Source organism: Pseudomonas sp. S30_BP2TU TE3576 (assembly GCF_050436025.1).
GTDB lineage: Bacteria > Pseudomonadota > Gammaproteobacteria > Pseudomonadales > Pseudomonadaceae > Aquipseudomonas.
The window spans coordinates 5,107,501-5,134,434 of sequence record NZ_JBNDLK010000001.1; the positions used below are offsets into that span (position 1 = coordinate 5,107,501).

The following is a 26,934-nucleotide window of genomic DNA, read 5'->3' on the forward strand; positions in this document are numbered from 1 at the left end:
ATGAGCTCCCACACGAATTGCTTGATTCATTGAAGAAGACGATAGAAGCGGCTTTAAGCTCCAGGCTGATAGCTCACGCTAACAGTTACAAGCTCGAAATTGGGTCTGTAGCTCAGTTGGTTAGAGCGCACCCCTGATAAGGGTGAGGTCGGCAGTTCGAATCTGCCCAGACCCACCAATTTTGTATGGGGCCATAGCTCAGCTGGGAGAGCGCCTGCCTTGCACGCAGGAGGTCAACGGTTCGATCCCGTTTGGCTCCACCATAAACTGCTTCGAAAGTTTGAGAGTTTAGAAATGAATATTCCGCAGTGAATATTGATTTCTAGTCTTTTGATTAGATCGTTCTTTAAAAATTTGGGTATGTGATAGAAAGATAGACTGAACGTTACTTTCACTGGTAACGGATCAGGCTAAGGTAAAATTTGTGAGTGGCTCTTAGGAGCTCAATCGAATTTTCGGCGAATGTCGTCTTCACAGTATAACCAGATTGCTTGGGGTTATATGGTCAAGTGAAGAAGCGCATACGGTGGATGCCTTGGCAGTCAGAGGCGATGAAAGACGTGGTAGCCTGCGAAAAGCTTCGGGGAGTCGGCAAACAGACTTTGATCCGGAGATGTCTGAATGGGGGAACCCAGCCATCATAAGATGGTTATCTTGTACTGAATACATAGGTGCAAGAGGCGAACCAGGGGAACTGAAACATCTAAGTACCCTGAGGAAAAGAAATCAACCGAGATTCCCTTAGTAGTGGCGAGCGAACGGGGACTAGCCCTTAAGTGGCTTTGAGATTAGCGGAACGCTCTGGAAAGTGCGGCCATAGTGGGTGATAGCCCTGTACGCGAAAATCTCTTGGTCATGAAATCGAGTAGGACGGAGCACGAGAAACTTTGTCTGAATATGGGGGGACCATCCTCCAAGGCTAAATACTACTGACTGACCGATAGTGAACTAGTACCGTGAGGGAAAGGCGAAAAGAACCCCGGAGAGGGGAGTGAAATAGATCCTGAAACCGTATGCGTACAAGCAGTGGGAGCCCACTTTGTTGGGTGACTGCGTACCTTTTGTATAATGGGTCAGCGACTTATTTTCAGTGGCGAGCTTAACCGAATAGGGGAGGCGTAGCGAAAGCGAGTCTTAATAGGGCGTCTAGTCGCTGGGAATAGACCCGAAACCGGGCGATCTATCCATGGGCAGGTTGAAGGTTAGGTAACACTGACTGGAGGACCGAACCGACTACCGTTGAAAAGTTAGCGGATGACCTGTGGATCGGAGTGAAAGGCTAATCAAGCTCGGAGATAGCTGGTTCTCCTCGAAAGCTATTTAGGTAGCGCCTCATGTATCACTGTAGGGGGTAGAGCACTGTTTCGGCTAGGGGGTCATCCCGACTTACCAAACCGATGCAAACTCCGAATACCTACAAGTGCCGAGCATGGGAGACACACGGCGGGTGCTAACGTCCGTCGTGAAAAGGGAAACAACCCAGACCGTCAGCTAAGGTCCCAAAGTTATGGTTAAGTGGGAAACGATGTGGGAAGGCTTAGACAGCTAGGAGGTTGGCTTAGAAGCAGCCACCCTTTAAAGAAAGCGTAATAGCTCACTAGTCGAGTCGGCCTGCGCGGAAGATGTAACGGGGCTCAAACCATACACCGAAGCTACGGGTATCACTTAGGTGATGCGGTAGAGGAGCGTTCTGTAAGCCTGTGAAGGTGAGTTGAGAAGCTTGCTGGAGGTATCAGAAGTGCGAATGCTGACATGAGTAACGACAATGGGTGTGAAAAACACCCACGCCGAAAGACCAAGGTTTCCTGCGCAACGTTAATCGACGCAGGGTTAGTCGGTCCCTAAGGCGAGGCTGAAAAGCGTAGTCGATGGAAAACAGGTTAATATTCCTGTACTTCTGGTTATTGCGATGGAGGGACGGAGAAGGCTAGGCCAGCTTGGCGTTGGTTGTCCAAGTTTAAGGTGGTAGGCTGAGATCTTAGGTAAATCCGGGATCTTAAGGCCGAGAGCTGATGACGAGTTACCCTCTGGGTGACGAAGTGGTTGATGCCATGCTTCCAAGAAAAGCTTCTAAGCTTCAGGTAACCAGGAACCGTACCCCAAACCGACACAGGTGGTTGGGTAGAGAATACCAAGGCGCTTGAGAGAACTCGGGTGAAGGAACTAGGCAAAATGGCACCGTAACTTCGGGAGAAGGTGCGCCGGTGAGGGTGAAGCATTTACTGCGTAAGCCCACGCCGGTCGAAGATACCAGGCCGCTGCGACTGTTTATTAAAAACACAGCACTCTGCAAACACGAAAGTGGACGTATAGGGTGTGACGCCTGCCCGGTGCCGGAAGGTTAATTGATGGGGTTAGCTAACGCGAAGCTCTTGATCGAAGCCCCGGTAAACGGCGGCCGTAACTATAACGGTCCTAAGGTAGCGAAATTCCTTGTCGGGTAAGTTCCGACCTGCACGAATGGCGTAACGATGGCGGCGCTGTCTCCACCCGAGACTCAGTGAAATTGAAATCGCTGTGAAGATGCAGTGTATCCGCGGCTAGACGGAAAGACCCCGTGAACCTTTACTATAGCTTTGCACTGGACTTTGAATTTGCTTGTGTAGGATAGGTGGGAGGCTTTGAAGCGTGGACGCCAGTTCGCGTGGAGCCATCCTTGAAATACCACCCTGGCAACTTTGAGGTTCTAACTCAGGTCCGTTATCCGGATCGAGGACAGTGTATGGTGGGTAGTTTGACTGGGGCGGTCTCCTCCTAAAGAGTAACGGAGGAGTACGAAGGTGCGCTCAGACCGGTCGGAAATCGGTCGTAGAGTATAAAGGCAAAAGCGCGCTTGACTGCGAGACAGACACGTCGAGCAGGTACGAAAGTAGGTCTTAGTGATCCGGTGGTTCTGTATGGAAGGGCCATCGCTCAACGGATAAAAGGTACTCCGGGGATAACAGGCTGATACCGCCCAAGAGTTCATATCGACGGCGGTGTTTGGCACCTCGATGTCGGCTCATCACATCCTGGGGCTGAAGCCGGTCCCAAGGGTATGGCTGTTCGCCATTTAAAGTGGTACGCGAGCTGGGTTTAGAACGTCGTGAGACAGTTCGGTCCCTATCTGCCGTGGACGTTTGAGATTTGAGAGGGGCTGCTCCTAGTACGAGAGGACCGGAGTGGACGAACCTCTGGTGTTCCGGTTGTCACGCCAGTGGCATTGCCGGGTAGCTATGTTCGGGAAAGATAACCGCTGAAAGCATCTAAGCGGGAAACTTGCCTCAAGATGAGATCTCACTGGAGCCTTGAGCTCCCTGAAGGGCCGTCGAAGACTACGACGTTGATAGGTTGGGTGTGTAAGCGCTGTGAGGCGTTGAGCTAACCAATACTAATTGCCCGTGAGGCTTGACCATATAACACCCAAGCAATTTGATGCTCCTCGTTGAAAAGACGGAAGAGACCAGATTGCGGTGTGTGAAGACGCAATGAACCGAAAGTTCGAGATGCTCACAAAACACCAAACTATCACCTACCCAATTTGCTGAAGCGAGGCCCGCCGGTCACGACTCAGTACCCGAATTTCTTGACGACCATAGAGCATTGGAACCACCTGATCCCATCCCGAACTCAGCAGTGAAACGATGCATCGCCGATGGTAGTGTGGGGTTTCCCCATGTGAGAGTAGGTCATCGTCAAGATCAAATTCCGAAACCCCTATCTGCGTACGCAGGTAGGGGTTTTGTTTTTGCGCGTGAAAAAACAGGAGCGGCCCATTCAAAGTCAATTGTAAAAAAAATCACACAAACCGGACTCCACGGTTTTGGTAAGGTGCGGCTCATTTTTAATGGACTGAGTCTGCGCCCACGGATCGGCATTCTTTTTAAAGAGTTGCTGCACAAGTGCCTGAACCGATACCGATCAAGGACCACGAAAAAGAAACACGCCTGGTCAACAAGAGACTCATGGCCTGCGCCTTGTTCGTTACCGCCATTACCTGTGCTCTGGTGGTACGCCTGTATGTCCTGCAGGTGGTCGAGTTCGACTATCACTCGACCATCTCCGAAAATAATCGCGTACATGTCCTGCCGATTACACCTACCCGCGGATTGATCTACGACCGCAACGGCGTACTCCTTGCGGACAACCGTCCCAGCTTTAACCTGACCATCACCCGCGAGCGCGCCGCCGATGTGAAAAGCGAGCTGGACGAGGTAGTCAATCTCCTGCACTTGCCCGCTGAAGACCGCTCGCTGTTCGACAAAGCGATGAAGCAGGCACGTCACCCCTTCGAACCCGTGACGCTGTTCTATGAGCTGAGCGAAGAACAGATTGCCGTACTCGCCGTCAACGAATTCCGTTTGCCGGGCATCGATGTTGAGCCGCAGTTCGTGCGCCATTACCCGTTCGGCGAGCACTTTGCTCATTCGATCGGCTACGTCGGTCGTATCAACGAGAAAGAATCCAAAGCCCTGGATACGGTCGAGTACCGAGGCACCCAATCCATCGGCAAGACCGGGATCGAAAAATTTTACGAATCGGAACTGCATGGCCATGTCGGTTACGAGGAAGTCGAAACCAACGCTCAGGGCCGGGTATTGCGAGTGCTCAAGCACACCGATCCGGTGCCCGGGAAAAACATTGTACTGAGCCTCGACGTCAAGCTTCAGGAGGCTGCGGAACAAGCCTTGGGCGATCGCCGTGGCTCTGTGGTCGCGCTCGATCCGTCGACCGGTGAAGTGCTGGCCATGGTCAGCAAGCCGAGCTTCGACCCGAACCTGTTCGTCACCGGGATCAGCTTCAAGGAATACGCGGCGCTGCACGACTCCATCGACCGCCCGCTGTTCAATCGTGTGCTGCGCGGCCTGTACGCACCGGGTTCGACCATCAAGCCGGAAGTGGCAATCGCCGGCCTCGATGCGGGTGTCGTGACGCCGCAGACCCGCGTGTTCGACCCCGGTTACTACCAACTGCCGGATTTCGATCACAAGTACCGCAACTGGAACCACAGCGGCGATGGTTGGGTGGATATGGATGCGGCAATCATGCGTTCCAACGACACCTACTTCTATGATCTCGCACATAAGCTCGGTATCGATCGCCTGCACGACTACATGGCCATGTTCGGACTCGGTGAGAAAGTCTCTCTCGATATGTATGAAGAATCCCCCGGCCTGATGCCATCCCAAGCCTGGAAGCGCGCCACGCGTCGTCAGGCCTGGTTTCCGGGCGAGACGGTGATTCTCGGTATCGGCCAGGGCTACATGCAGGTCACGCCGCTGCAATTGGCCCAGGCCACGGCGCTGATTGCCAACAAAGGAGTGTGGAATCGACCGCACCTGGCCAAAACCGTGGACGGTGTCGCACCGGTGGATGAGCATCCAATGCCGAATATTCTGCTCAAGGATCCTCGCGGCTGGGAGCAGGTCAACCATGGCATGCAGATGGTAATGCACGATGCCCGCGGGATTGCCCGGGCCGCCGCCGCGGGGGCGCAGTACCGTATTGCGGGCAAGAGTGGTACCGCGCAAGTGGTGGCGATCAAGCAGGGTGAACGTTACAACCGGGAGAAAACCCGTGAGCGTAACCGCGACAATGCCTTGTTCGTCGGTTTCGCCCCGGCCGAGCACCCGAAGATCGTGATTTCGGTAATGATCGAAAATGGCGAGGCGGGTGGTCGCGTCGCCGGACCGGTCGTCCGGGAGATCATGGACGCCTGGCTACTCGATCAGGACGGGCACCTGAAGCCGCAATACGCAGCGCCGAGCAAGGCGCCGGGCGATCCTCATGTCTGAACCCGCATGGCTTCACAGCACAGGCTCGCGGATGCTGAGCATGTGCTGGAAGCTCTCGAGGAACACCGTTTCGGCCTGGCTCATCTTCTGTTCGCGATTCCACAACAGCTGGATATCGAAATCCACCACCCCGTCTTCCGGCGGCAGGCGCCAGAGCAGACCTTGCTCGACATCCCGGCGCACCAGATGAGTGGGCAAGGCGCCGATGCCGTAACCCGCGCAGATCAGGCGGTAAATTTCTTCGAAACTGGTGGATGAGGCGACGATCTTGCCGGTGAAACCTTGCTGGTCGCGGAACAGTGTCAGGGGTGAAAGATTGCCGCCCAGTTGATCGCTGGTGAAGCTGACGAAGTTTTCCGCAGAGAGCTGTTCCAGAGTCAGATTCTGTTGCCCGAACAACCGATGGCGCTGGCCACAAAAGTAAGCGTATGTCTCTCGAAACAGTTCCCGCTGTTCCAGCCGCGGCTGTGGCAGACGACACAGGCCGACGCCAACGGTCGCGGTCTTTTGCAGCAGCGAACTGATGATGTTCGAACTGCCCATTACCTCGACTTCCAGCTCGATTTTCGGGTGGGTTTCATGGAAGTCAGCGAGGAAATCATCGTAATGCCGTGCCTGCACACCGCTCACCCGCGAAACCCGCGGCATCCTCGGTCGGGCCACGTTCGACCAACTCGCCAACGGCGCAGCACTGGTCAACTGTGGCCGGGGCGCTCATCTGAACATCGACGATCTCGAACAGGCACTGGCCCGAGGGCAATTGCGCGGTGCGCTGCTGGATGTCTTCGAACAGGAACCGCTGCCGGTCGATCACCGGCTCTGGACCATGCCCGGTGTCACCATTACCCCGCACATGGCTTCGGCGGCTTCCCATGACTGTATTGCCGAACAAGTGGCGGAAAACTTCCGCCGATTGAATAGCGGCGAACCGTTATTGAACTGTGCGGACCGATTACTGGGTTATTGAACCAACCGCTATCCAATCAATAAAAATGCCCTGCGAACTCGCCCGCTCAGTTGGGCGAGCCATAACAACAATCTTCGCCTCACCGTTTTACTGCCAGTCAAAACAATTAAATAACGAGTTCTTGATGAATTCCTGGAGACAGTGATGAGCGATCTATCGTCCGCAGAAAAGTCTGGCGCACCACCGGAAGTTGCAGTCAGCATGAAAAAAGTCGCGGTGGCCAGTGTGATTGGCACCACTGTGGAGTGGTACGACTTGTTTGTGTTTGCCACGGCGTCGGCGCTGGTATTCAACAAAGTGTTCTTTCCGGATTTCGTGCCGCTGATCGGAACGCTGCTGGCTTTCGGTACGTTCGCTTCGGCGTATCTGGCACGGATAGTCGGTGCGGCATTGTTGCAGGCTTTCGAGAAAGATCGTCTCGGCCCGGCTCATGCGTTGTTCGCGGTTCCACAGCAAATGAATGTCCACATCGGCAATCCCTTCGTGCGGCGGCAGGCGCCAGAGCAATCCGGCGTCGACGTCAGCCGCCACCACGTGCTCGGGCAAACAACCGATACCGAAGCCGGCGATCACCAGTCGCCGGACTTCTTCCCGGCGCTTGAGTGCCTGGCTCACTACCGGTTGCGTCATGCGTAGGCGAGGGATTTTTCTTCCAGCAGTTCCTCATACAAGGTCGCCCATTTGCGACCCATTTCGTCCGCCGTAAACAGATTCTGATAACGGGCCTGCGCCTTCTCGCCCATTTGTGCCGCCAGCACCGGGGTTTCCCAAAGCGTGCGCATCGCCTGACGAAACGCCAGTGGATCACTTGGCGGCACCACCAGCCCGGTTTCGTTATGGATGTTGATGTAACTGGTGCCCGTGCCAATTTCACTGGAGATCATCGGTTTGCCATACATCGCGCCTTCAAGCAGCGAAATGCCAAAGGCTTCGGAGCGCAGGTGCGATGGGAACACGATGGCGTAGCTCAGTTGCAGCAGCGCCACCTTGTCCTCGTCCCCCAGACGCCCGAGGAAGTGAATATTGCGTAAACCCAAGGCGATCGCCTGGGCATGCAGCTCTGCTTCCAGCGGGCCGGCACCAACAATCACTGTCGGATAATCCAGGTCCTTCAGGGCGTCTAGCAGGATGTGCAAACCTTTGTAGTAGCGCATCACACCCACAAACAGAAAGAACTTGTCGCCAAGCTTTTTCCGCCAGTGAGCCGTTCGATTGTTGTCCGGCAGTGGGTAACCTGCCTTGTTCAATCCATAAGGGATCACTCGGGTCTTGTGCTGAAACTGTTGCAACACATCACTGGTGTGCAGGTAATTGGGTGATGCCGCGACGATCCGGTCGGCGCTGTGCAGAAAGCGATTCATCAGCGGCCGGTAAAGTTTGAGCAGGTGTTTCTGGCGGATAATGTCCGAGTGGTATGTCACCACGCTGGGTTTGTTCAGGCCGCTGGAGAAATGCACCAGGTCCATGAACGGCCATGGAAAGTGGTAATTGACCACGTCGGCTTCGGCTGCCAGCTCGCGAAACTGTTTGAAGACGCTCCAGGAAAACCCTGTGGAGGCGAACTGAATGTCGAGCCTGGCTCGATGGACTTCATGTTGAGCGATCTGCATCACCGGCGGTGTCGGATCGGTACTGAGTGTCAGCACCTTGCCTTCAACGCCGTGCAGGGCACCGCTTTCGCACAACTGGAAAATCACTTGTTCGATCCCGCCGACCGAGTCAGGCAGGTACGTCTTGAAAAAATGAAGAACTCGCATTCAACCTCCCATAACCTGGCGGTAAGCGCTGGCCGTGACTTGCGCGCAGCGTTCCCAGGTAAAAAGCCTTGCCTGTAGCAATCCGGCTTCCCGGCATGCCTGCCAATGCGCTAGATCCTCGATCAGACGACTCATTGCATCGCACAAGCCGTCGGTTTCATCCGGTTCAACATAGTTACCCGCAGAGCCTGCCACTTCGGGCATGGCCGAACGTCTGGTCAGAATGACCGGCGTGCCGCAGGCCATGGCCTCCAGCACCGGCAGGCCAAAACCTTCGTAAATCGACGGAAAAATCAATGCCCGGGCGCCGGCCAACAGCTGCGCAACGTGCTCGTCAGGCAGATAGCCCAGCAAGCAGACATGACCGCAGGCCAGGGCCTGGTGCAATTCTTCGCTGAACTGCTCGCGCTGCCAGCCAGCCATGCCGACGATCAGCAATGGAAAACGCTGACGGACTGATTCCGGCAATCGGGCGTGGGCGCGCAGGGCGAGCGACAGATTCTTGCGCGGTTCCAGGGTGCCGACGCAGAGGAAGTATTCCCGCGCTTCGACGCCATGGGTCTTGAGTACGGCGTCGATAGCCTCGGGGGACCGCGGGTGAAAACGTGCGGCTACACCCAGCGGCGCGACAACAAACCGCTCCGCCGGTAGCCTGAAATGTGCCTGGGCTTCGTCTGCAATGTATTGCGAGTCGGTAAGAATCAGGCTTGCCTGTCGCACGCCGTCGGCCACGCGCCGTTCGATTTCTCGCAAGCGCGCCGGTGGCTGCGTTTCGGGATAGTGCAGGTGAGTCAGGTCATGCAGGGTAATGACGGTCGGACCGTCGAACGACAGCGGCCACAAACTCGGTTCGTGGTAGAGGTCGATGGCTTGCGTGCGGCCTTGATCGAAGCGTTTCTGCTCCAGCCAGCGTCGGGCCTGATAGGCCCCCGGAATCTGCCGCAGCAAGGGTGTCAGTCGGGAATAACCGGGCATGGCCGCTTCAGGCAGCACAGTACTCCAGCCCCAGCCATGAAACAGCGCCAGTTCAATATCCGGTTCGCCCGCCAGGGCGTTCGCCAGTTCGGCGACGTAGTGGCCGATGCCGGTGCGCGGCGCCTGGAGGATGCGGGCGTTAAGGGCAATGCGCATGTTGCCTCTCTTGTTCGAGCGGTACGTCCGAGAGATTGCGCAGGGTGCGTGAAGCCAGTTGCGCACTGGCTTCACGCCAGCCGATCCAGCGCCAGTCCGCGACGTCGCGAGTGGCCGGGAATTGACCGCTGCTCTCGAAACGAATGACCAGATCAGCCAGACTTTGTGGTTCGGCCAGGTCGAAATACGCCATGAACTCACCACCGATTTCGCGAAAGACCGGAATGTCGCTGCCCATGGCCGGCAATCCACGCTGCATGGCCTCCACCAGCGGCAGGCCGAAGCCTTCCACAACAGACGGAAACACCAGTGAGCTGGCGTGGGTGTAGGCATGTTCGAGGCTGGTGTCGCTCAGGTCGTTGAACATGAACAGGCGTTGATTCAGCTGCGGGTGATTGCGTACCCGGGCGAGCAGGGCGTCGCATTTCCAGCCGACCCGACCCGCGATACACAGCCGGGCCTTGGAGCCCGCCGCCCAGGCCCGTTCAAAGGCATCCAGCAGGTAGTCGTGGTTCTTGCGCGGCTCGATGGTGCTGACCATCAGAAACACCGGTTCCGGCGTATTGAAAATGCGCGTCAGGCGCGGCTCGACGGCGGCCGTGGTTTCGCTCAGGTCCAGTTCGGAGCCCAAGTGGAAGTAATCGAACCACAATGCATTGGCCTTGGCCGAGCCCAGGCGGCGCTGAACCTCCTCTCGAACCTGATCGCGCACCGTGGCGGAAATGGCCACGTAGCCATCGGCGGTTTTGGTGATCCAGTCGAACCACTCGTTGAAAACCTGCACCAGCCGCGTGTCGTAAAACTGCGGATGCGTCACGGGAATCAGGTCGTAAATCACCGAAACAATGCCCACGCCTTCACGTTTGAGCTGTTCGGCAAACGGGAAAAAGTCGGTGTGCCAGGACGAATCCAGCAACACCAGTTGATCTCCCGGTTGATGCTGCAGCGGCGTGCAACGTTTGGGCAGTTGATACTGATTGAGCTGGTCGATCAGACGTAGCGGCACACTGAAGCAGGTCAGCGCTGTCAGTCGATAAGCCACGTACACCACGCGTCGGGCGAATCGCGATGTCAGGCGCTTATCAAGCCGTTGGTGCCATTGCCAGAAACGATGTGCCAGCCGGCCAAGTCGCCCACCGAACATCATCATCTGATCGAAAAACGGCATGTTCAGCGCGCCGAGCATCAGCACTCGGTAGAGTTTGCCCTTGAGTAACACAACCGGGATGCATTCAACGCCGTCGACCGATTCCGGTAGCTGGTTGACGACGTTGCGCACCACCCGCTGAATGCCCGAATTGACCTTGGGGTGTTGGAACACGTGCGTGCATTCCACCAAAAGACGCGTCATGGCGTGCTCCCCGAGGTGACCGGCGCGCTCGAGCGTGTGACGGTGGTCTTCGCGGCCAGCCACGAGCAGCCGACAAAATCTTCCTGCCGGTTGTTGATCACATGGAACACCAACCCGTAATCTCGCCACTCGAAGTTGCGGTCCAGGTGCGAATCCAGGCGTGACAGGCTCAACGCCACGGAATAATTACCCTTGCCCAATCCCATGACGAAAGTGAAGCGGTAGGTCACGCGCTCGCCAGCCTGCAAGTCGTTCAGCGCCTGGTCCTGGCGATGGGTGTTGATGCCGTACATGGCCTGGCCCAGGCGATCCTTGATCATGAAACCCAGCACCAGCCGCTCGATGTCCTGGCGAACTTCGACATTCACTTCCAGCACGACCGGCTGGCCGACTTCGGCGGCGTCGATGGACCGCTCATGTTGGTCGAGCAGACGCACGTTCAGAATCCTGGCTTCACCCGTTCCGGAAATGGTGCTGACTTGACCGCCAGAGAGCATTTCCTGGCGTACGGTCTGACCTTCACGCGCGGCGAGCAGGGCGTTGTAGTAATCCATGACGGTTTCGGGTGTGTCGTGCATGGCCATGTGGCCGTTTTCCAGGAGAATCGCCGAGTCGCAGATCGACTGAATCGCCGAGCGGTCATGGGAGACGATCAGCAGCGTGGTACCGGCTTTGCGAAAGCTGCGGATGCGGTCGAAACTTTTGTGTTGGAAGTAGGCGTCGCCCACTGACAGAGCTTCGTCGACGATCAAAATGTCCGGGCGTCGCGCAGTGGCCACACTGAACGCCAGGCGCATTTGCATGCCGCTGGAATAGGTGCGCACCGGGTGGTCGATGGCGTCGCCAATTTCCGCGAAACGTTCGATTTCAGGCATCAACGCTTCTATTTCTTCGACTTGCATGCCCAATAACTGCCCGGCCATGACTGCATTCTGCCGCCCGGTGAAGTCCGCATGAAAACCCATGCCCAATTCCAGCAGGGCAGCGACGCGGCCTTCGAGCTCAATGGTGCCGCAGGTGGGTTGGGTGGTGCCGGTGATCATCTTCAACAAGGTGCTTTTGCCGGCGCCGTTGACCCCGACGATGCCCACCGATTCGCCGGGGGCAATCTGGAAGGTCACGTCTTGCAGTACCCAATGCTGGCGATGACGGATCGGTGAAAACGGGAGCAGCCACTCGGCCAGTCGACTCCAGCGGGTAGGGTATTGTTTATAGGCCTTGCCCAGGCCGGTGACGCGTATGTGCCCCATCAGAGTTCATCCACCATTTCGCCGACCCTGTGCCGAAACAGCCGCAGCCCGATGACGAAGAACAATACGCTGCCAACCATGATCGGCAGCAGCGAACCCCAGACGGGCCATTGGCCGTAGAGAAAGATGTTCTGGTAGCTGGTGATCAGATTGGTCAGCGGGTTGAATTGCAGCAAGCGCTGCACCCAATCGGGCAGGATGCTCATCGGGTACACAATCGGCGTCAGCCAGAACCAGAATTGCAGGCAGATGGCGAAAAATTGTCCGACATCGCGAAAGAACACATTCAATACGCCAAGAATCATCCCCAGCCCGGCACAAAACATCACCTGTAACGCCAGCAGCGGAATGAGCGCCAAGAGCGCCATGCCCGGCAGTCGATCGGTGATCAACAGAAAACCGAGGAACAAGCCGATGATGATTGCGAAGTTGATTCCGGCATTCAACAGCACGATCACCGGCAGGCAGATCCGTGGGAAGCTGATTTTTTTCAGAAGGTTGGCGTTATCCAGAAACATGTTCTGACTGCGCACCGTGATTTCTGCGAACAGGCCCCAGGTCAACAACCCGGCGCAGAGGTAAATGCTGTAGGCCATGCCGTCATCTACCCCAGGCAAACGGGCGCGCATGATCTGGGAAAAAATCACCGTGTAGACGATGATCATCGACAGCGGGTTGAGCACGGTCCACAGGGCACCGAACAACGAATTGCGATAACGCGCCTGAAATTCCCGCTGGACACTACCGAGGATAAACCCTCGATAGCTGCTCAGCGTGCGGTATAGGGAAAGCAGCATTCAAACCGTCCTGCCGTATTGGTCTTCGAAGCGGACGATGTCGTCCTCTCCCAGGTATTCGCCGCTTTGCACTTCGATGATCACCAGGTCGATCACGCCGGGATTCTCCAGGCGATGCTTGTGCCCCGCAGCAATGAAGGTCGACTCGTTCTTGGCCACCAGGTGCGTGCCGGTGCCATTGTTGGTGACCTTGGCCATGCCTTCGACCACCACCCAGTGTTCATTGCGATGGTGGTGCATCTGCAGCGAAAGCTTGGCGCCGGGCTTGACCACGATGCGCTTGATCTTGAAGCGCGGGCCTTCCTCGAGCACGGTGTAGGTGCCCCATGGACGGCTGACCGTACGGTGCAGGCGATAGGCTTCGTGCTCTTTGTCCTTGAGTTGCCTGGCCACCCGGCGCACATCCTGGGCGCGGTCGGCGTGGGCCACCAGCACCGCGTCGGCAGTGTCGACGATGATCAGGTTATCCACACCCACGGTCGCTACCAGACGGTTGTCGCTCTGGACAAAGTTGTTGTGGCTGTCGATGAAAATCGCCTCGCCGACGGCGCGGTTGTTCTGTGCGTCCGCCGGTACCAGCGCGGCCACCGCCCCCCAGGAGCCTATGTCGCTCCAGTCGAAACGGGCGGGCACGACGACCACTTTGTCGGAGCGTTCCATCAACGCGTAGTCGATGGAAATGTCCATGATTTCGCCAAACAGGGCCGGTGACAGTTCCTGTTGCACGCTCCCGGCGTTTTCCACGGGAGCGCTGGCGGCCACGCAGGTTTGCGTTTGCTCCAGCAAGGCGGGAGCATGGGTTTGCAGTTCGGCAAGCAGGGTGGCGACCGAGAAGCAGAACATCCCGGAGTTCCACAGGAAGTTGCCGCTTTCCACGTAATGCGTCGCGGTTTGCAGGTCGGGCTTTTCGACGAAGCGCCGCACGCTGGCAGCGCCTTTATCGTCCAGCGGTGTGCCGGCTTCAATGTAGCCAAAACCGGTTTGCGCAGCGGTCGGCACGACACCGAAGGTTACCAGGTAACCGCGCCTGGCCAGTGTCACGGCATGCTCGACCGCGTCCTTCAGCGCGTCGACATTGACGATCAGGTGGTCGGCGGGCATGACCAGCATGATCGCGTCGTCGCCATGCAGGGCCTGGAGCGAGAGGGCGGCGGCGGCAATGGCCGGCGCCGTATTGCGCCCCGTCGGCTCGAGCAGGAAATGCCCGCGATGACGGCCCAGGTGCGCGTCCCGAAAGTGATCCTTGCTCTGGAAGTAGTACTCGCGGTTGGTCACCGTGACGATATCGCCCCAGCCGTCGAGCAGGTCCGCGGCACGCCGGTAGGTCTTGCCCAGCAGCGACTGGCCGTCAGGCAATGCCATGAAGGGTTTGGGATGGCCTTCACGTGACACCGGCCACAACCTTGTCCCGGCACCGCCGGAGAGAATCACGGGAATCAGCATGGCCTACTCCTTGGCGACGCGTTTCATGTCTGCATCCATCATCATGCGGATCAAGGCATCCAGATCGGTTTTTGGTTTCCAGCCCAGCACACGCTGGGCCTTGGCCGGGTTGCCGAGCAGCACTTCGACTTCGGCCGGGCGGAAGAACGCCGGGTCGATCTTCACGTAATCGCGGTAGTTCAGGCCCACATGATCGAAGGCGATCCGACACATCTCGCGCACGGTGGTGGTCACGCCGGTGGCCACCACGAAGTCGTCGGGTTTGTCCTGCTGCAGCATCAGCCACATCGCCTCGACGTAGTCCCCGGCAAAGCCCCAGTCGCGCTTGGCGTCGATATTGCCCAGGCGCAGTTCCTGCTGCTTGCCCTGCTTGATCCGGGCGGCGGCGTCGGTGACTTTGCGCGTCACGAACTCGATGCCGCGCAGCGGTGATTCATGGTTGAACAGAATCCCGCTGCTGGCGTGCAGGTTGAAGCTTTCGCGGTAGTTCACGGTGATCCAGTGGCCATACAACTTGGCCACGCCATAGGGGCTGCGCGGATAGAACGGCGTGTTCTCGTCCTGCTGTTCGGCCTGGATCAGGCCGAACATTTCGCTGGTGGATGCCTGGTAGAAACGTGTGTGCGGACTGAACTGACGGATCGCTTCGAGCAGGTGGGTCACGCCCAGGCCGTCGACGATGCCGGTGGTCACCGGTTGATCCCAGGAGGCCGCGACAAAGCTTTGCGCGGCCAGGTTGTAGACCTCGTCCGGCGCCGACTTGATCACCGCGCGCTGCACTGAACAGGCATCGGCCATGTCGCCGTCCAGGTAGACGATGTCCGCCTCGACCCCCATCTCGCGCAGGCGCCAGCGCGAGTCGCTGCTGCGACGCGCTACCAGGCCGTGGACTTTGTAGCCCTTATCGAGCAGCAGTTTGGCCAGATACGCGCCATCCTGGCCGGTGATCCCTGTGATCAATGCACTTTTAGTCATTCTTGTCGTACTCGCTTCTCCCAGTCGGACAGGATCGTCCGCAGGGATTGTTGTGTTGTGATTTCAGACTTCCATCCGGTGGTTTCGACCAGCCTGGCAGGGCTGCCACACACCCGACGCTGATCTGCGCGGCGAAGTCGCGCAGGGTCCTGGACCAGTTGCAGGTCGACCTGGGCAAGATCTGCCAGCTGTTCGATCAAGCTGCGAATGCTCTGCTCGCGCCCCGAGCAAATGTTGTAGACCTGCCCCGGCGTACCTTTTTCCAGCAAGGCCAGGTAGGCCGAGACCACGTCTGCGACATCGAGGAAATCGCGCGTGACGTCGATGTCCCCGACCTCCAGTTGTTGTGCTTGCAGGCCTTGCTTGATCCGGCAGATCTGACGTGCGGCGCTGGCGATGACGAAGCTGTCCTTCTGCCCGCTGCCGATGTGGTTGAACGGACGGGCAACCAGTACCGGCCAGCTTTCGCTCAGGCCCCATTGCAAGCTCAGGAACTCTGCCGACAGTTTGCTCACGGCGTATGGATTGCGCGGGCAGGGTGGTTGCAATTCAGTGATGGGCAGATGGGCTTCCGTGACCTGGCCATAGACATCACCGGAGCTGACGTACAGGAACGTGCCCGTGAATCCGCGTGCCTTGAGGGCTTGCAGCAGATTCAGGGTGCCCAGCAGATTGATGTTCAGGGTGCGCGCCGGATCACGAAAGGCGTCCGGGACGAACGTCTGGCCGGCCAGGTGAATCACTGCGTCGGGCATTTCCGGCCACAAGCCTTCGAGGCTGTCCGGCGCGGCGAGATCGTAGCGGCAAGGAACAGGCAGAAGTTCCCATTCCGAGGCATCGGCCTGCAAACGCGATTGGATGTGTTGTCCGACGAATCCAGTCAGCCCCGTGACAAACAGACGCTTTTTCAAACAGCGACCCCTCGGTCATACATTTCGTCAACTCCTACAGGCTTTACGGAAAGGTCTCATAAAGCTATAGGATCGCCCGTAAAGACAGACAAAATGTTTTGTTGTAGTTGTTTGGTAGCCAATCTGTGCCATTTGCTCGGCAATTTCAACAAGTCCAATCGTGACTGATCAGTTCTCATCAGCGTAGCCTGATTTATTCTCGCCGGGCGGTTCACGAATCCTCAATGGATGTGTTTAGAATGCCCCTCGTCACGATTAACCGGGGTTCGGCAGTGTCGCTTCGAAACTGCGAGAAACTGACCACTAAAACAAGAACGAAGACGGGCAGCAAGACGATGGGCGAGCGCCAGTAAACACTGGCTCGAACCGTGTTTTCCCCGTCATAGCGTGAGGCTGCCGGGATGGCGGCGCCACCGTGGGATGCCATGAATTTCATTCTTTACTCCGACGTCAACGACAGCTCCATCAGCCAGAGTCTCGGCCGTCCCGAGTACAGTTACTACTTCGTGCTCAAGGCATATCGCCCTGTACTCGAAAGCCTTGGGCGAGTGCATGTGGTGTCCTCCACCGCCGAGGTCGATCCGCTCTACAAACAATTATTGGCCGCTGGCGAAGACAGTCTGTTCCTGTCGTTTACGCCGCCGCAGAAAACCCCGAACGACCTCAAGTGCCCGACGATCTGCGTAGTGGCCTGGGAGTTTGATTCGATTCCCGATGAGCAATGGGATAACGACCCGCGCCAGGACTGGACGCAAATGCTGGCACGCCAGGGTCGGGTGATCACACTCTCCAGCCATACCGCCCGGGCGATTCGTCGGACCATGGGTGAAGACTTTCCGGTGCTGGTGTTGCCGACGCCGTTGTGGGAAAACTTCGCCGACATTCGTAGTCGCCACACCAGCGTCCCGATCAGTGCCGGCTCGACGCTGGACATCAAGGGTTGCATCTTCGATACACGCACACTCGGGCTGAGCGCCGATGCATTGATTCCCGCTGTGCCGACCCCCGAGGAACTGGCGGCGCTGGAGGCATTGAAGCCACCGCCGCTGACGCTCAAGCGCCGCTTGGTGATTGCTCGCCATTACCTGCACATGTGGCGCCTGGACAAGGGTAGATCGCTGCCGGTTCCGGTGCATCGCACTCATTTTCTAAGCCAGTGGTATTGGGAAGGGATTCGCGACTTGTTGTCGGAAGCCGCCCATCAGCGTCTCGCCGAGTGGTTGCCGGCCATCGCCGGCCCGCAGACGATGGCAGTACCCGAGCCAGAACCGCGACAGTGGCCGGACACCACCGCCCAGGTCGAAACACAGGTTGACGGTGTGGTGTACGTCACCGTGTTCAACCCGCGTGACGGTCGCAAGAACTGGCATCAACTGATCAGCGCATTCTGCTGGGCGTTCCGCGAAACGTCTGACGCGACGCTGGTGCTGAAGATTACCCAAAGCGATCTGTCGTCCTACCACGACGAACTGATGACGTTGCTCGCGCAGCTTTCCCCGTTCGCCTGTCGGGTGGTGGTCATGCACGGCTACCTGGACGACCCGCAATACGCCCGGCTGTACGAAGCCGCCAGTTACTACGTCAATGCCTCGCGCTGCGAAGGGCTGTGCCTGCCGCTGATGGAGTTCATGGCCAGCGGTAAACCGGTGATTGCCCCGGATCACACGGCCATGGAGGACTACATCGATGAGCGTGTGGCGTTTGTGGTCAAGTCCAGCGAAGAGCTGACCATCTGGCCGCAGGACACACGTATCATCTACCGCACCCTGCGTTTCCGGCCGGACTGGGGTTCGCTGAAAACCGCTTACGAAAACAGCTACCGTCTGGCCAAGGAACAACCGCTGGAGTATCAGCGCATGTCCTTCGCCGCCGTCGAACGCATGCACGATTACTGCGCTTTCGCCCCGGTGCAGAAACGCATGGCGGATTTTTTCGGGCTGGCGCCACTGGCTTTGCCGACAGCAACCGTGACGGATAACGCCCCATGCTGATCATTATTCATTCGGAAACCAACCAGCACACCATTGCCCAGAACCTTGGCCGCTCGGAGTACAGCTATTACTTCGTGCTCAAGGAGTACCGCCCCGTGCTGGCGCGGCTGGGGCGAGTGGTAGAAGTCAGCGACCCGCAGACCGAAGTCGACGCCTTGTACATGGACTGTTTGTCCCGTGGTGAAGCGTGCGTGTTTCTGTCGTTCTCACCGCCTCATCGCACGCCGGTCAATTTTGCCTGCCCGACGCTGCCAGTGTTCGCGTGGGAATTCAGCACCATCCCCAACGAACCCTTTGCCGGTGACCCGCTCAATGACTGGCGCACGGTGTTGCGGGCAGCGGGTGCGGCGATTACGCATTCCAGCTACACCGTGAATGCGGTGCGCGAGGCGATGGGCGCCGACTATCCGATCATCGCGGTACCTGCCCCGGTATGGGACCGGTTTTCCGAGCGCGGCGCCCACTTGCAACGTCAGCCCTTGGCCAGTCAGGTGCGGTTGACGCTCAAGGGGTTGCTGGCGGACAGCCGCGAGCTCGACTTGCGAGCCTTCGGCCCCGTGGCCACTCGCGAAGGCGTGGGTATTGATTTCCAGGCCCCGCCGAGTGAACACGAGTTGGTCCTCGATGGTGTGATTTACACCTCGGTGTTCAACCCCGGTGATGGGCGCAAGAATTGGGAAGACATGCTCAGTGCCTTTTGCGTGACGTTTCGCGAGGTGGATGACGCAACGCTGGTGCTCAAATTGACGCACCACGATGCTGAAGAAGCACTGACTGACATCCTTCACCACTTGTACAAAAACCAGTCTTACCGCTGCCGGGTCGTGCTGATTTACGGCTATCTGGCTGACGCGGACTATGAGCAACTGGTGCAAGCCACGAGTTATGTGGTCAACACGTCCTACGGCGAAGGCCAATGTCTCCCGCTGATGGAATTCATGTCCTGTGGCAAACCGGCGGTAGCGCCAAGGACCACGGCGATGATCGATTATCTGGATGCCGATAATGCATTCCTGATTGACTCCACCGATGAGCTGACAGCCTGGCCACATGACCCGCGCAGGGCGTTTCGTACCTTGCGCTACGTTACCAATTGGGCGTCGTTGTGCAGGGCTTACCGATCAAGCTATGACGTGGCCAAGGGGGATCCCGAGCGTTATGCACAGATGTCCGTGCACGCAGTGGCCAGCCTCAAAAAATTCTGCAGCCAGGCCACTGCCGAGCAGCGGCTTGACGTATTTTTTGAGCGCCTGTTCGAGAGCCTTGCCGTGGAAACCCCTGAGGCATGATTCGCGCATTGGTCAGACGTTTCTTTCCAGAGACGAAACCCGAGCCCCAGCCCGCGCCGTTGCCGGTCGAGCAATCCCGTGTGTCGCCAAGAGAGGTGGGCTTGCACGATGCAATGCATGACGGCTGGTTTTCGGGCGACAGCGGCGAATTGCTCAAGGGCTTTGCCATCACCGCCGACGACACCTTGCTGGATGTCGGCTGTGGCGAAGGCGTGGCGACCTTGTTTGCGGTGCGTCAAGGCGCTTCGGTGATCTTCACCGACAGTGAACACGACAAGGTCCGCGATCTTGCCCGGCAAGTGGCCGCACAATCGGACAAACCGAACCTGGGGCTGGTCAGCAACAGTTTGCCGCTGCCATTGGCCGACGGGTGCGCGAGCAAAGTCGTGTGCATGGAAGTGCTCGAACACATCGATCAGCCGGAACCCTTCATGGCCGAACTGGTGCGCATGGGCCGCCCCGGCGCGCAGTACCTGCTGAGCGTGCCGTCCCCGGTGGGCGAGCATTTGCAGAAAGGCATCGCCCCGGCCAGCTATTTTCAATCGCCCAATCACGTGCAGATTTTCAGTCCCGAGCGGTTCGCCGCGCTGGTGGAAGACGCGGGCCTGGTCATCGAGCATCGTCAGGCCAGCGGGTTTTTCTGGGTCATGGGCATGATTTTTTTCTGGGCCAGTGAACGGGCCGCCGGGCGTGAATTGGGCGGTGCGGTTCGCGACCGGATTCAGGCACCGTACCCGCCGCTGATGGAGAGCTGGGCGAAAACCTGGCAGGACTTGCTGGCACAGCCCGACGGGTTGGCGATCAAGCAGATGCTGGACCGGTTCATGCCCAAGAGCCAGGTGATCATTGCTCGAAAACCTCATGTCCAGGAGGGCGCATGAGCAACGAAAAACGGATCATGGACATCGAGTTGCTGCGCGGCATTGCGGTGCTTGGCGTGCTGTTTCATCACCTGCAGGACAGCCTGTTCGCGGCGGCTGTGCCGTTGCTGCAGACGATCACGCTGTACAGCCAGCCGTGGTGGGGGGTGGATCTGTTTTTCGCGATCTCGGGCTTCGTCATTGCCCGCAGCCTGATCCCGGCCTTGCGCCGCTGCACAACGCGTCAGGAATATTGGCAACAGACGCGCAATTTCTGGTTGCGCCGGGCCTTTCGTTTGCTGCCTTCGGCCTGGCTGTGGCTGGCGCTGATGTTGCTGGCGTGCCTTTTTCTCAACCGCTCCGGCGCGTTCGGCACGCTGCACGCGAACATTCAGGCGACCCTGGCCGGCGTCGCGCAATACGCCAATTTCCGCTTTGCCGACAGTTTTTATCGCTATGAGTACGGCACCAGTTTCGTGTACTGGAGCCTGTCGCTGGAGGAGCAGTTCTATCTGCTATTTCCGCTGATGATCGTGCTGTTTCGCAAGCACCTGGTGTGGGCGTTACTGGCGTTGGTTGCGGTGCAACTGTTCACCTTGCGCACGCCGATCCTGATGGTGGTACGCACCGACGCGCTGGCCCTCGGCGTGCTGCTGGCGATGTGGAGTACGCAACCGTCGTACCTGCGCTGGGAGCCAAAATTCTTGCGTCGTCCATGGGCGGGTGTTGCCGCACTGATCACGGTGTCGCTGCTGCTCAGCTTCATGGCAACGGATCGTTTCACCTTCGCTTCTTACCGGATCGGCGTGATTGCAGTGCTGTGCGCACTGCTGGTCTGGATCGCTTCTTACAACCGCGATTACCTGTTGCCGCGCGGCGTGTTCAAAAACCTGATGACGTGGGTCGGCAGTCGTTCCTACGGGATTTACTTGATCCATATCCCGGCCTACTTGCTGGTTCGTGAATTCATTTTCCGTTTACAGGCTGCCGGGCTGCCCAGTCCGGCTGGCCATCCGATTCTGATGTTGCTGATGGCTGGCGGCCTGATCGTGCTGCTGAGCGAACTCAACTACCGCTTCATCGAAATGCCCATGCGCAACCGCGGCGCTTCGCTGGTCAAACGCCTGGGCACCTCCCGAACAGCCGTCTCATCCTCTGGAGCCACCTCATGCTGAGCCTTTTGAAGAAACTCACGGCGGGCACGCCCGCGACTGTGCAGCCAGAGACACCGCCCGCGACGCCAGCGGCGGACAAGGTCGACCCCTATATGCTCGGCCTGCACGACGCGATGCTCAGCGGCTGGTTCAATCAGCAAACCGGCGAATTGTTCAGCGGGTTCCCGGTGACTCCCGAGGACACGCTGCTGGATGTGGGCTGTGGCGACGGCGGCAACGTGCATTTCTGCGGGATGCGCGGGGCGAAGATCATCATTGCCGATATCGACGCGGCCAAGGTCGAAGCGACGCGCCAGCGCCTGGGCGATACGCCGGCCCGCGACGTCGAATGCCATGTCACCGACTGCAACCCGTTGCCGATTGCCGATGAGACCGCCACGCGGGTGGTGTCGACCGAGGTCATCGAGCACGTGGACGATCCGGCGCAGTTCCTCGCCGAACTGGTGCGCGTCGGTAAACCGGGCGCGTTGTATCTGCTGAGCGTCCCGCACCCAAGCTCCGAAGACCTGCAGAAAGATATCGCGGCGGCCGAGTATTTCCAGAAGCCCAACCACATTCGCATCATCAGCGAAGAGCAGTTCAAGGCCATGGTCAGCGATGCCGGCCTGGAAGTGATCAGCCACAGCCAGTACGGATTCTACTGGTCGATGTGGATGCTGCTGTTCTGGGAAGCCAAGGTCGATTTCAGCAACCCGGACCATCCGTTGCTCAACCACTGGGCGGATACCTGGCAGGCGATTCTGGCTTCGCCACGGGGTGCACAGATCAAGCAGGCGCTGGATGCCGTGGTGGCGAAAAGTCAGGTGATCATTGCGCGTAAACCCTGATTAGCCAGAGGTGGGAGCGACGGCCTGCAACAGGTCGTCCGGCACCGCCATGGGGTGCCGATCCGGTTGGCGGCCCATTATTGGCTGGAGCGAACGGCCCCGCCATCAATCAACAGGTTCTGCCCGGTCAGGTAGCCCGCATGGCAGCTGCAAACGAAGGCACAAAGTGCACCGAACTCCTCGGGCGAGCCGAAACGTTTGGCCGGAATTTCGCTACGGCATTCGTCAAGGAATGCCTCACTGTCTTGCCCCGACTCTTCGGCGGCAGCGACCAGGTTGTCACGCAGTCGATCGGTGTCGAATGAACCCGGTTGCAGGTTGTTGATCGTCACATTGCGACTGGCAATGTTTTCTTGCCGGGCAAGCCCTGCGATAAACCCCGTCAGGCCACTGCGCGCACCATTGGACAGACCCAGGCTTTCGATAGGGGACTTCACGGCACTCGACGTGATGTTGATGATCCGGCCAAATTCGCGTGCCGCCATACCGTCTACCGTTGCCTTGATCAACTCGATGGGAGTCAGCATGTTGGCATCCAGCGCCTTGAGCCAGGCGTCGCGATTCCATTCACGGAAATCCCCGGGAGGAGGGCCTCCGGCATTGTTGATCAAAATATCGAAATGCTCATGGGCCATGAGCGCTGCCGCCCGACCCTCGGGCGTCGAAATGTCTCCGGCTACGGCGATGACCGTCACTTCAGGATTTAGCGCCCTGAGTTGACGGGCTGTTTCATTCAGCGTGTGTTCGCCTCGCGCGGTGATCACCACGTTCACGCCCTCGCTGACGAGTGCCTGTGCGCAGGCTTTACCCAAGCCTTTGCTGGCCGCGCACACCAGTGCCCAGCGTCCTGCTATTCCAAGATTCATGCGTGTGTTCCTGACAGAAAGAAGCTCATGTAAAACGCTTGCCTGTTCATGCGTGATCCACCGCTGCAGACAGGTTTGGCGATCGGGTACTGATACCCATAAAGCGCCGCACTCTTTCCCCTTTGGCATCGCATCGTATGGTTTCAGGTGCCGCATCCAGTTGGATATTACCGTTCTCCATGAATACGACCCTGTCGGATATCGACATGGCGAAGTCCATTTCGTGGGTCACGATCAGCATGGTCATGCCTTCCTTGGCCAAATCGCGGATCACGTTCAGCACGTCGTTGACCAGTTCCGGGTCGAGGGCCGAGGTCGGCTCGTCGAACAGCATGATCTGTGGCTCCATCGCCAGGGCTCGAGCGATCGCCACACGTTGTTGCTGCCCGCCGGAGAGCTGGTGCGGGTACTTGTGGGCATGGGCCAGCAGGCCGACCTTGTCCAGCAGCGCATAGGCACGATGTTCACTCAGCTCGCCCGGCTGGCCATGGTAACGCGGCGCCAGAGTGACGTTATCGAGAATGGTGCGGTGCGGGAACAGGTTGAAGTTCTGGAACACCATGCCGATGTGCCGCACGCCTTTGCGCAGGCGGGAGCTGTTGGGTTTGTCCGAAGCTTCGATGAATTTTTCGCCGAACAACAGAATGTCGCCGGTATCGATGCTTTCCAGGCCATTGACTGTGCGGATCAGCGAAGTTTTGCCGGAGCCGGATGGCCCGATGATCGAGACTACCTGGCCGTATTCGACATTCAGGTCGATACCCAGCAGCACTTTGTGCGTGCCGTAGCTCTTCTGGATGTTCTTCAGTTGCAGGATGGGCGTTTTGTTGTTGCCTGCGGCTTTGCGCGCAATGTCCGGCAACGCTTCGGCACTGGCCTTGAACTTGGCGATGGTGGCTGCGTCGAGTGTGTGCGGCTTGCGGAAGTTCAGGTCCAGGTAGCGCTCCAGACGCTGCAGGAAATAGCCGAACACGGTGACGATCAACACGTAGTAGACGCCTACCGCAGCCAGGGTTTCCATGACCAGGAAGTTAGTGGCATAGAGGCGTTGGCCGACCGTGAGGATTTCAGTCAGGGAGATGACCGAGACCAGCGATGTCAGCTTGACCACCGTGATGTATTCATTGATCAGAGTGGGCAGCGAAATACGGAAAGCCTGGGGGATCACGATCAAGCGTTGCATGCCGAACAGGCCGACACCCAGCGCGCGCCCGGCTTCCTTCTGGCCCTTGGCCACAGAGATCAAACCACCCCGATGGATTTCCGCCATGTACGCCGCTTCGGTGACCACCAGGGCCAGCAACCCTGCGTAAAAGGGGTTGGACAGAATCGGTCCGCTTCCGGGAAACAATTGCGGCAGGTTGTAGACGAAAACCACCAGCACCAGCAACGGGATGCTGCGGAAGAACCAGATGTAGACCGCTGCGGGAATGCGCAGCAAGGGCGATTGGGACAGCTTGGCCGTGGCCAGGACAAAACCCAGCAGCATGCCGATGAACCAGGCCAGGGCACTGAGCTGGATCACCGTGACGCAGGCATTCCAGAAGTCCGGCAGGGAAAACAGGGAAAAGAAATACGACCAATCGAATTGCATGGGACACCTCGATCTGCCGCCCCGGTGCAGGGGAGGCAGATGACCAGACTACAAGGGCAGGTTCTTAGTTGGCAGTCGGTTCTTCCAAGCCATATTTCTTGAGGATTGCGGCATATTCTCCGCTCTTTTTCGTCTCCTCGAAGGCCTTTTGCACGGCCTGGTAGGTTTCGTCGTTACCTTTCTTGACGAAAATGCCCAGGGTTTGCTGATAAATCGGATGCTCGGTGGTGATCACTACCCGGCCATTGGTCTTTTCCGCGATCATTTTTGCCGCGCCAGCGATTTCAACCTGGGCCTGAATGTTCTTGGACAACAGGGCCTGAGTCACTTCGGGGGCCGAGGGGTATTCGCTGACGGTGATGGCGCCTTTGTTGTTCGGCACGCAGTATTCGTCGGACAGCTTGCGGAATTCCTTGACCCAGGTCGTGCCCTGTTCCAGACCCAGTTTCAAGCCGCACAGGTCTTCAGGCTTTTTCGCATTGATCTCGCTGCCCTGGGGCACCATGACCGCGGCGCCGGTGTTGGCATAGGCGATGGTCTGGGCTTGGGTCTGGCGCTCCGGCGTGATGTACATGCCGGAAATGACCGCGTCGTACTTGCCGGAGTTCAGGCCCAGGATCAGGCTCGGGAACTTGGTGTCGACGAACTCCACCTTGGCGCTCATGTGTTTGGCCAGTGCCGTTGCCAGTTCGGGGTCCGAACCCACCACGTTTTTGTCCTTGTCATAGGACTCGAAAGGCGGGTAGGTGATTTCCATGCCGACCTTGAACGTGTCTACCGCGGCCATGCTCACCGAGGCGCCGAACATGCCGGCTGCCAATACAGCCAGGCTCAAGAGGGTTTTTTTATTGTTTTTCATCATTTACTGACTCCGGCGTAGGTAGGGGGTTAGCTGAAAACGTCAATCAGGACGGTTGGGCCTGATTTTTCAAATGTCCGAAACTGGCGGGCTTGCGTGCCTTGCCTGGCAGTTGAACTTCCCCGTTGGCCACCCTCTGGCGCAGATACTGATAGGTCTGCAGCGCTTGGCCATACATGTGTTCGCCGATCGTGATCTCTTCGTAGTCGTTGCCGGCCTGGGCGAACCCGGGCAGTGGTTTGATCTGGGTGTGGTAGTCACAGGCATAAAACAGCGGGAAGGAATAACGCTCCTCCTTCACGCTGCGCACCCGGTGCGCAGTGGCAACGAATGCGCCTGCCGTCATCACTTCCAGCATGTCGCCGATGTTGACCACAAAGGCGTCGGCCATCGGTGGTGCATCGATCCATTGGCCAAGATTGTTCATCACCTCAAGGCCTGGTTTGTCGGCCAGGAGGATGGTGAAGCACTCGTAATCAGTATGGGCGCCAAGACCCGGAGCGTCATGGGCGGCACCGTCGTAGGGATAGTGGATCAGGCGCAGCTTGGACGGCGGGCGGGTGACCAGGCTGTCGAAATAGTTTTCTTCCAGGCCCAGGGTCAGGGCGAAGCCGCCGAACAGGCGCCGACCCAAGGCGAAGATCGCTTCGTAGTAGGCCTGCACCGATGCCTTGAAGCCTGCCAGCTGCGGCCAGTCGTTGGGCCCCAGCAATGGGGTGTTGGCCAGCACCAGCGGGTCATCGGCCGGGACTTCGAAGCCGACGTCGAAGGCTTCCTTGTGGTCCGGCTTGCCTTTGGAATAGACCTCTTCGCCTTCGGGCACAAAGCCCTTGTGGGTTTGCGAGGTGCCGATGTAGTGACGCATCTTGGTGTCGAGGGGCTGGTCGAAAAAGTCCTTGGCCGCCTTGCGCAGGTTGGCGATCAGTTGCGGGTCGATACCGTGATCGGTGATGTAGAGAAACCCGACTTCGCTGGCGGCGCGCCCCAATTGTTCGGCTACGGCCAGGCGGTGTTCCAGTTCAACGCTGAACAGACCGGCGATGTTGACCACCGGGATGCTGTTGAAGTTGGCTTTGTGTGTGTCAGTGCTGGCGCTGTTGTTTTTATTGTCAGGCAT

Annotated in this window: 18 protein-coding genes, 2 tRNA genes, 2 rRNA genes and 4 pseudogenes; 12 read left to right on the forward strand and 14 right to left on the reverse strand. The window is 58.2% G+C overall.

Features of this window, described 5'->3' with window-relative positions:
• The first annotated feature begins 101 nt into the window (after nucleotides 1–101).
• The 5 genes from ABIA48_RS23360 (at nucleotide 102) to mrdA (ending at nucleotide 5,774) form a co-directional block, all read left to right on the forward strand.
• Nucleotides 102–178, forward strand: a tRNA-Ile gene (locus tag ABIA48_RS23360).
• A gap of 9 nt (nucleotides 179–187) precedes the next feature.
• A tRNA-Ala gene (locus tag ABIA48_RS23365) sits at nucleotides 188–263 on the forward strand.
• Nucleotides 264–503: 240 nt separating this feature from the next.
• A 23S ribosomal RNA gene (locus tag ABIA48_RS23370) occupies nucleotides 504–3,395 on the forward strand.
• Between the two features lie 169 nt (nucleotides 3,396–3,564).
• A 5S ribosomal RNA gene (gene rrf / locus ABIA48_RS23375) occupies nucleotides 3,565–3,680 on the forward strand.
• 201 nt (nucleotides 3,681–3,881) lie between these two features.
• Nucleotides 3,882–5,774 carry a penicillin-binding protein 2 gene (gene mrdA / locus ABIA48_RS23380; RefSeq protein ID WP_007988294.1) on the forward strand — a complete coding sequence of 631 codons (1,893 nt, stop codon included), beginning with the start codon at nucleotides 3,882–3,884 and terminating at the stop codon, nucleotides 5,772–5,774.
• Nucleotides 5,775–5,786: 12 nt separating this feature from the next.
• Here the strand turns inward: mrdA and ABIA48_RS23385 are convergent.
• A pseudogene (locus ABIA48_RS23385) lies at nucleotides 5,787–6,416 on the reverse strand (substrate-binding domain-containing protein); the annotation flags it as partial.
• Between ABIA48_RS23385 and ABIA48_RS23390 the strand changes: the two are divergent.
• Nucleotides 6,397–6,741 (forward strand): annotated as a pseudogene (locus ABIA48_RS23390) (NAD(P)-dependent oxidoreductase); the annotation flags it as partial. The pseudogenes ABIA48_RS23385 and ABIA48_RS23390 overlap by 20 nt on opposite strands.
• Nucleotides 6,742–6,885: 144 nt before the next feature.
• Nucleotides 6,886–7,164: pseudogene (locus tag ABIA48_RS23395) on the forward strand (MFS transporter); the annotation flags it as partial.
• On the opposite strand, the pseudogene ABIA48_RS23400 reads toward ABIA48_RS23395, so the two are convergent.
• From ABIA48_RS23400 to ABIA48_RS23440, 9 genes and pseudogenes are all read right to left on the reverse strand, one after another.
• Nucleotides 7,129–7,332: pseudogene (locus tag ABIA48_RS23400) on the reverse strand (LysR substrate-binding domain-containing protein); the annotation flags it as partial. The pseudogenes ABIA48_RS23395 and ABIA48_RS23400 sit on opposite strands and share 36 nt — an antisense overlap.
• A 35-nt stretch (nucleotides 7,333–7,367) precedes the next feature.
• Nucleotides 7,368–8,498 carry a glycosyltransferase family 4 protein gene (locus tag ABIA48_RS23405; RefSeq protein ID WP_429491642.1) on the reverse strand — a complete coding sequence of 377 codons (1,131 nt, stop codon included), beginning with the start codon at nucleotides 8,496–8,498 and terminating at the stop codon, nucleotides 7,368–7,370.
• Nucleotides 8,499–9,629, reverse strand: a complete 1,131-nt coding sequence (locus tag ABIA48_RS23410; RefSeq protein WP_429491644.1) for a glycosyltransferase family 4 protein — start codon at nucleotides 9,627–9,629, stop codon at nucleotides 8,499–8,501. It lies immediately after the preceding gene.
• Nucleotides 9,613–10,980, reverse strand: a complete 1,368-nt coding sequence (locus ABIA48_RS23415) for a glycosyltransferase family 4 protein (protein WP_429491646.1) — start codon at nucleotides 10,978–10,980, stop codon at nucleotides 9,613–9,615. Before ABIA48_RS23415 ends, ABIA48_RS23410 begins: the two co-directional genes overlap by 17 nt.
• Entirely contained in the window at nucleotides 10,977–12,230 is a 1,254-nt protein-coding gene (locus ABIA48_RS23420; RefSeq protein ID WP_429491648.1) for an ABC transporter ATP-binding protein, read from the reverse strand. Before ABIA48_RS23420 ends, ABIA48_RS23415 begins: the two co-directional genes overlap by 4 nt.
• Nucleotides 12,230–13,027, reverse strand: a complete 798-nt coding sequence (locus ABIA48_RS23425; protein WP_429491650.1) for an ABC transporter permease — start codon at nucleotides 13,025–13,027, stop codon at nucleotides 12,230–12,232. The genes ABIA48_RS23420 and ABIA48_RS23425 overlap by 1 nt, the downstream gene beginning before the upstream one ends.
• Nucleotides 13,028–14,470: a mannose-1-phosphate guanylyltransferase/mannose-6-phosphate isomerase gene (locus ABIA48_RS23430; protein WP_429491652.1), complete on the reverse strand. Its 1,443-nt coding sequence runs from the start codon at nucleotides 14,468–14,470 to the stop codon at nucleotides 13,028–13,030.
• A 3-nt stretch (nucleotides 14,471–14,473) separates the two neighbouring features.
• Entirely contained in the window at nucleotides 14,474–15,445 is a 972-nt protein-coding gene (gene gmd, locus ABIA48_RS23435) for a GDP-mannose 4,6-dehydratase (RefSeq protein ID WP_015094126.1), read from the reverse strand.
• A complete protein-coding gene (locus ABIA48_RS23440) occupies nucleotides 15,442–16,356 on the reverse strand; it encodes a GDP-mannose 4,6-dehydratase (protein WP_429491655.1) in 915 nt (304 codons plus the stop codon). Before ABIA48_RS23440 ends, gmd begins: the two co-directional genes overlap by 4 nt.
• Nucleotides 16,357–16,781: 425 nt before the next feature.
• Between ABIA48_RS23440 and ABIA48_RS23445 the strand changes: the two genes are divergently transcribed.
• Genes ABIA48_RS23445 through ABIA48_RS23465 form a run of 5 tightly spaced genes read left to right on the forward strand, consistent with a single transcriptional unit; the run spans nucleotide 16,782 to nucleotide 22,498 of the window.
• On the forward strand, nucleotides 16,782–18,347 hold the full coding sequence (locus tag ABIA48_RS23445) for a glycosyltransferase (RefSeq protein WP_429491657.1): 1,566 nt from the start codon (nucleotides 16,782–16,784) through the stop codon (nucleotides 18,345–18,347).
• Nucleotides 18,341–19,636, forward strand: a complete 1,296-nt coding sequence (locus ABIA48_RS23450; RefSeq protein WP_429491658.1) for a glycosyltransferase — start codon at nucleotides 18,341–18,343, stop codon at nucleotides 19,634–19,636. The genes ABIA48_RS23445 and ABIA48_RS23450 overlap by 7 nt, the downstream gene beginning before the upstream one ends.
• Nucleotides 19,633–20,517 (forward strand): class I SAM-dependent methyltransferase, encoded by an 885-nt coding sequence (locus ABIA48_RS23455; protein ID WP_429491660.1) that lies wholly within the window; start codon nucleotides 19,633–19,635, stop codon nucleotides 20,515–20,517. Before ABIA48_RS23450 ends, ABIA48_RS23455 begins: the two co-directional genes overlap by 4 nt.
• Nucleotides 20,514–21,671, forward strand: coding sequence for an acyltransferase family protein (locus tag ABIA48_RS23460; protein ID WP_429491662.1), 1,158 nt, complete (start codon nucleotides 20,514–20,516; stop codon nucleotides 21,669–21,671). The genes ABIA48_RS23455 and ABIA48_RS23460 overlap by 4 nt, the downstream gene beginning before the upstream one ends.
• Nucleotides 21,665–22,498: a class I SAM-dependent methyltransferase gene (locus ABIA48_RS23465; RefSeq protein WP_429491663.1), complete on the forward strand. Its 834-nt coding sequence runs from the start codon at nucleotides 21,665–21,667 to the stop codon at nucleotides 22,496–22,498. The genes ABIA48_RS23460 and ABIA48_RS23465 overlap by 7 nt, the downstream gene beginning before the upstream one ends.
• Before the next feature lie 77 nt (nucleotides 22,499–22,575).
• Here ABIA48_RS23465 and ABIA48_RS23470 read toward each other — a convergent pair whose 3' ends face one another.
• The 4 genes from ABIA48_RS23470 to ABIA48_RS23485 form a co-directional block, all read right to left on the reverse strand.
• Nucleotides 22,576–23,364: an SDR family oxidoreductase gene (locus tag ABIA48_RS23470; protein WP_429491665.1), complete on the reverse strand. Its 789-nt coding sequence runs from the start codon at nucleotides 23,362–23,364 to the stop codon at nucleotides 22,576–22,578.
• 46 nt (nucleotides 23,365–23,410) lie between these two features.
• On the reverse strand, nucleotides 23,411–24,958 hold the full coding sequence (locus tag ABIA48_RS23475) for an amino acid ABC transporter permease/ATP-binding protein (protein ID WP_429491667.1): 1,548 nt from the start codon (nucleotides 24,956–24,958) through the stop codon (nucleotides 23,411–23,413).
• Between the two features lie 64 nt (nucleotides 24,959–25,022).
• Complete coding sequence (locus ABIA48_RS23480) at nucleotides 25,023–25,817, reverse strand: ABC transporter substrate-binding protein (protein ID WP_033063436.1); 795 nt, start codon at nucleotides 25,815–25,817, stop codon at nucleotides 25,023–25,025.
• A 46-nt stretch (nucleotides 25,818–25,863) separates the two neighbouring features.
• The gene (locus ABIA48_RS23485; protein WP_429491669.1) at nucleotides 25,864–26,934 is read right to left on the reverse strand and encodes an isopenicillin N synthase family dioxygenase; all 1,071 of its coding nucleotides are present in this window, start codon (nucleotides 26,932–26,934) and stop codon (nucleotides 25,864–25,866) included.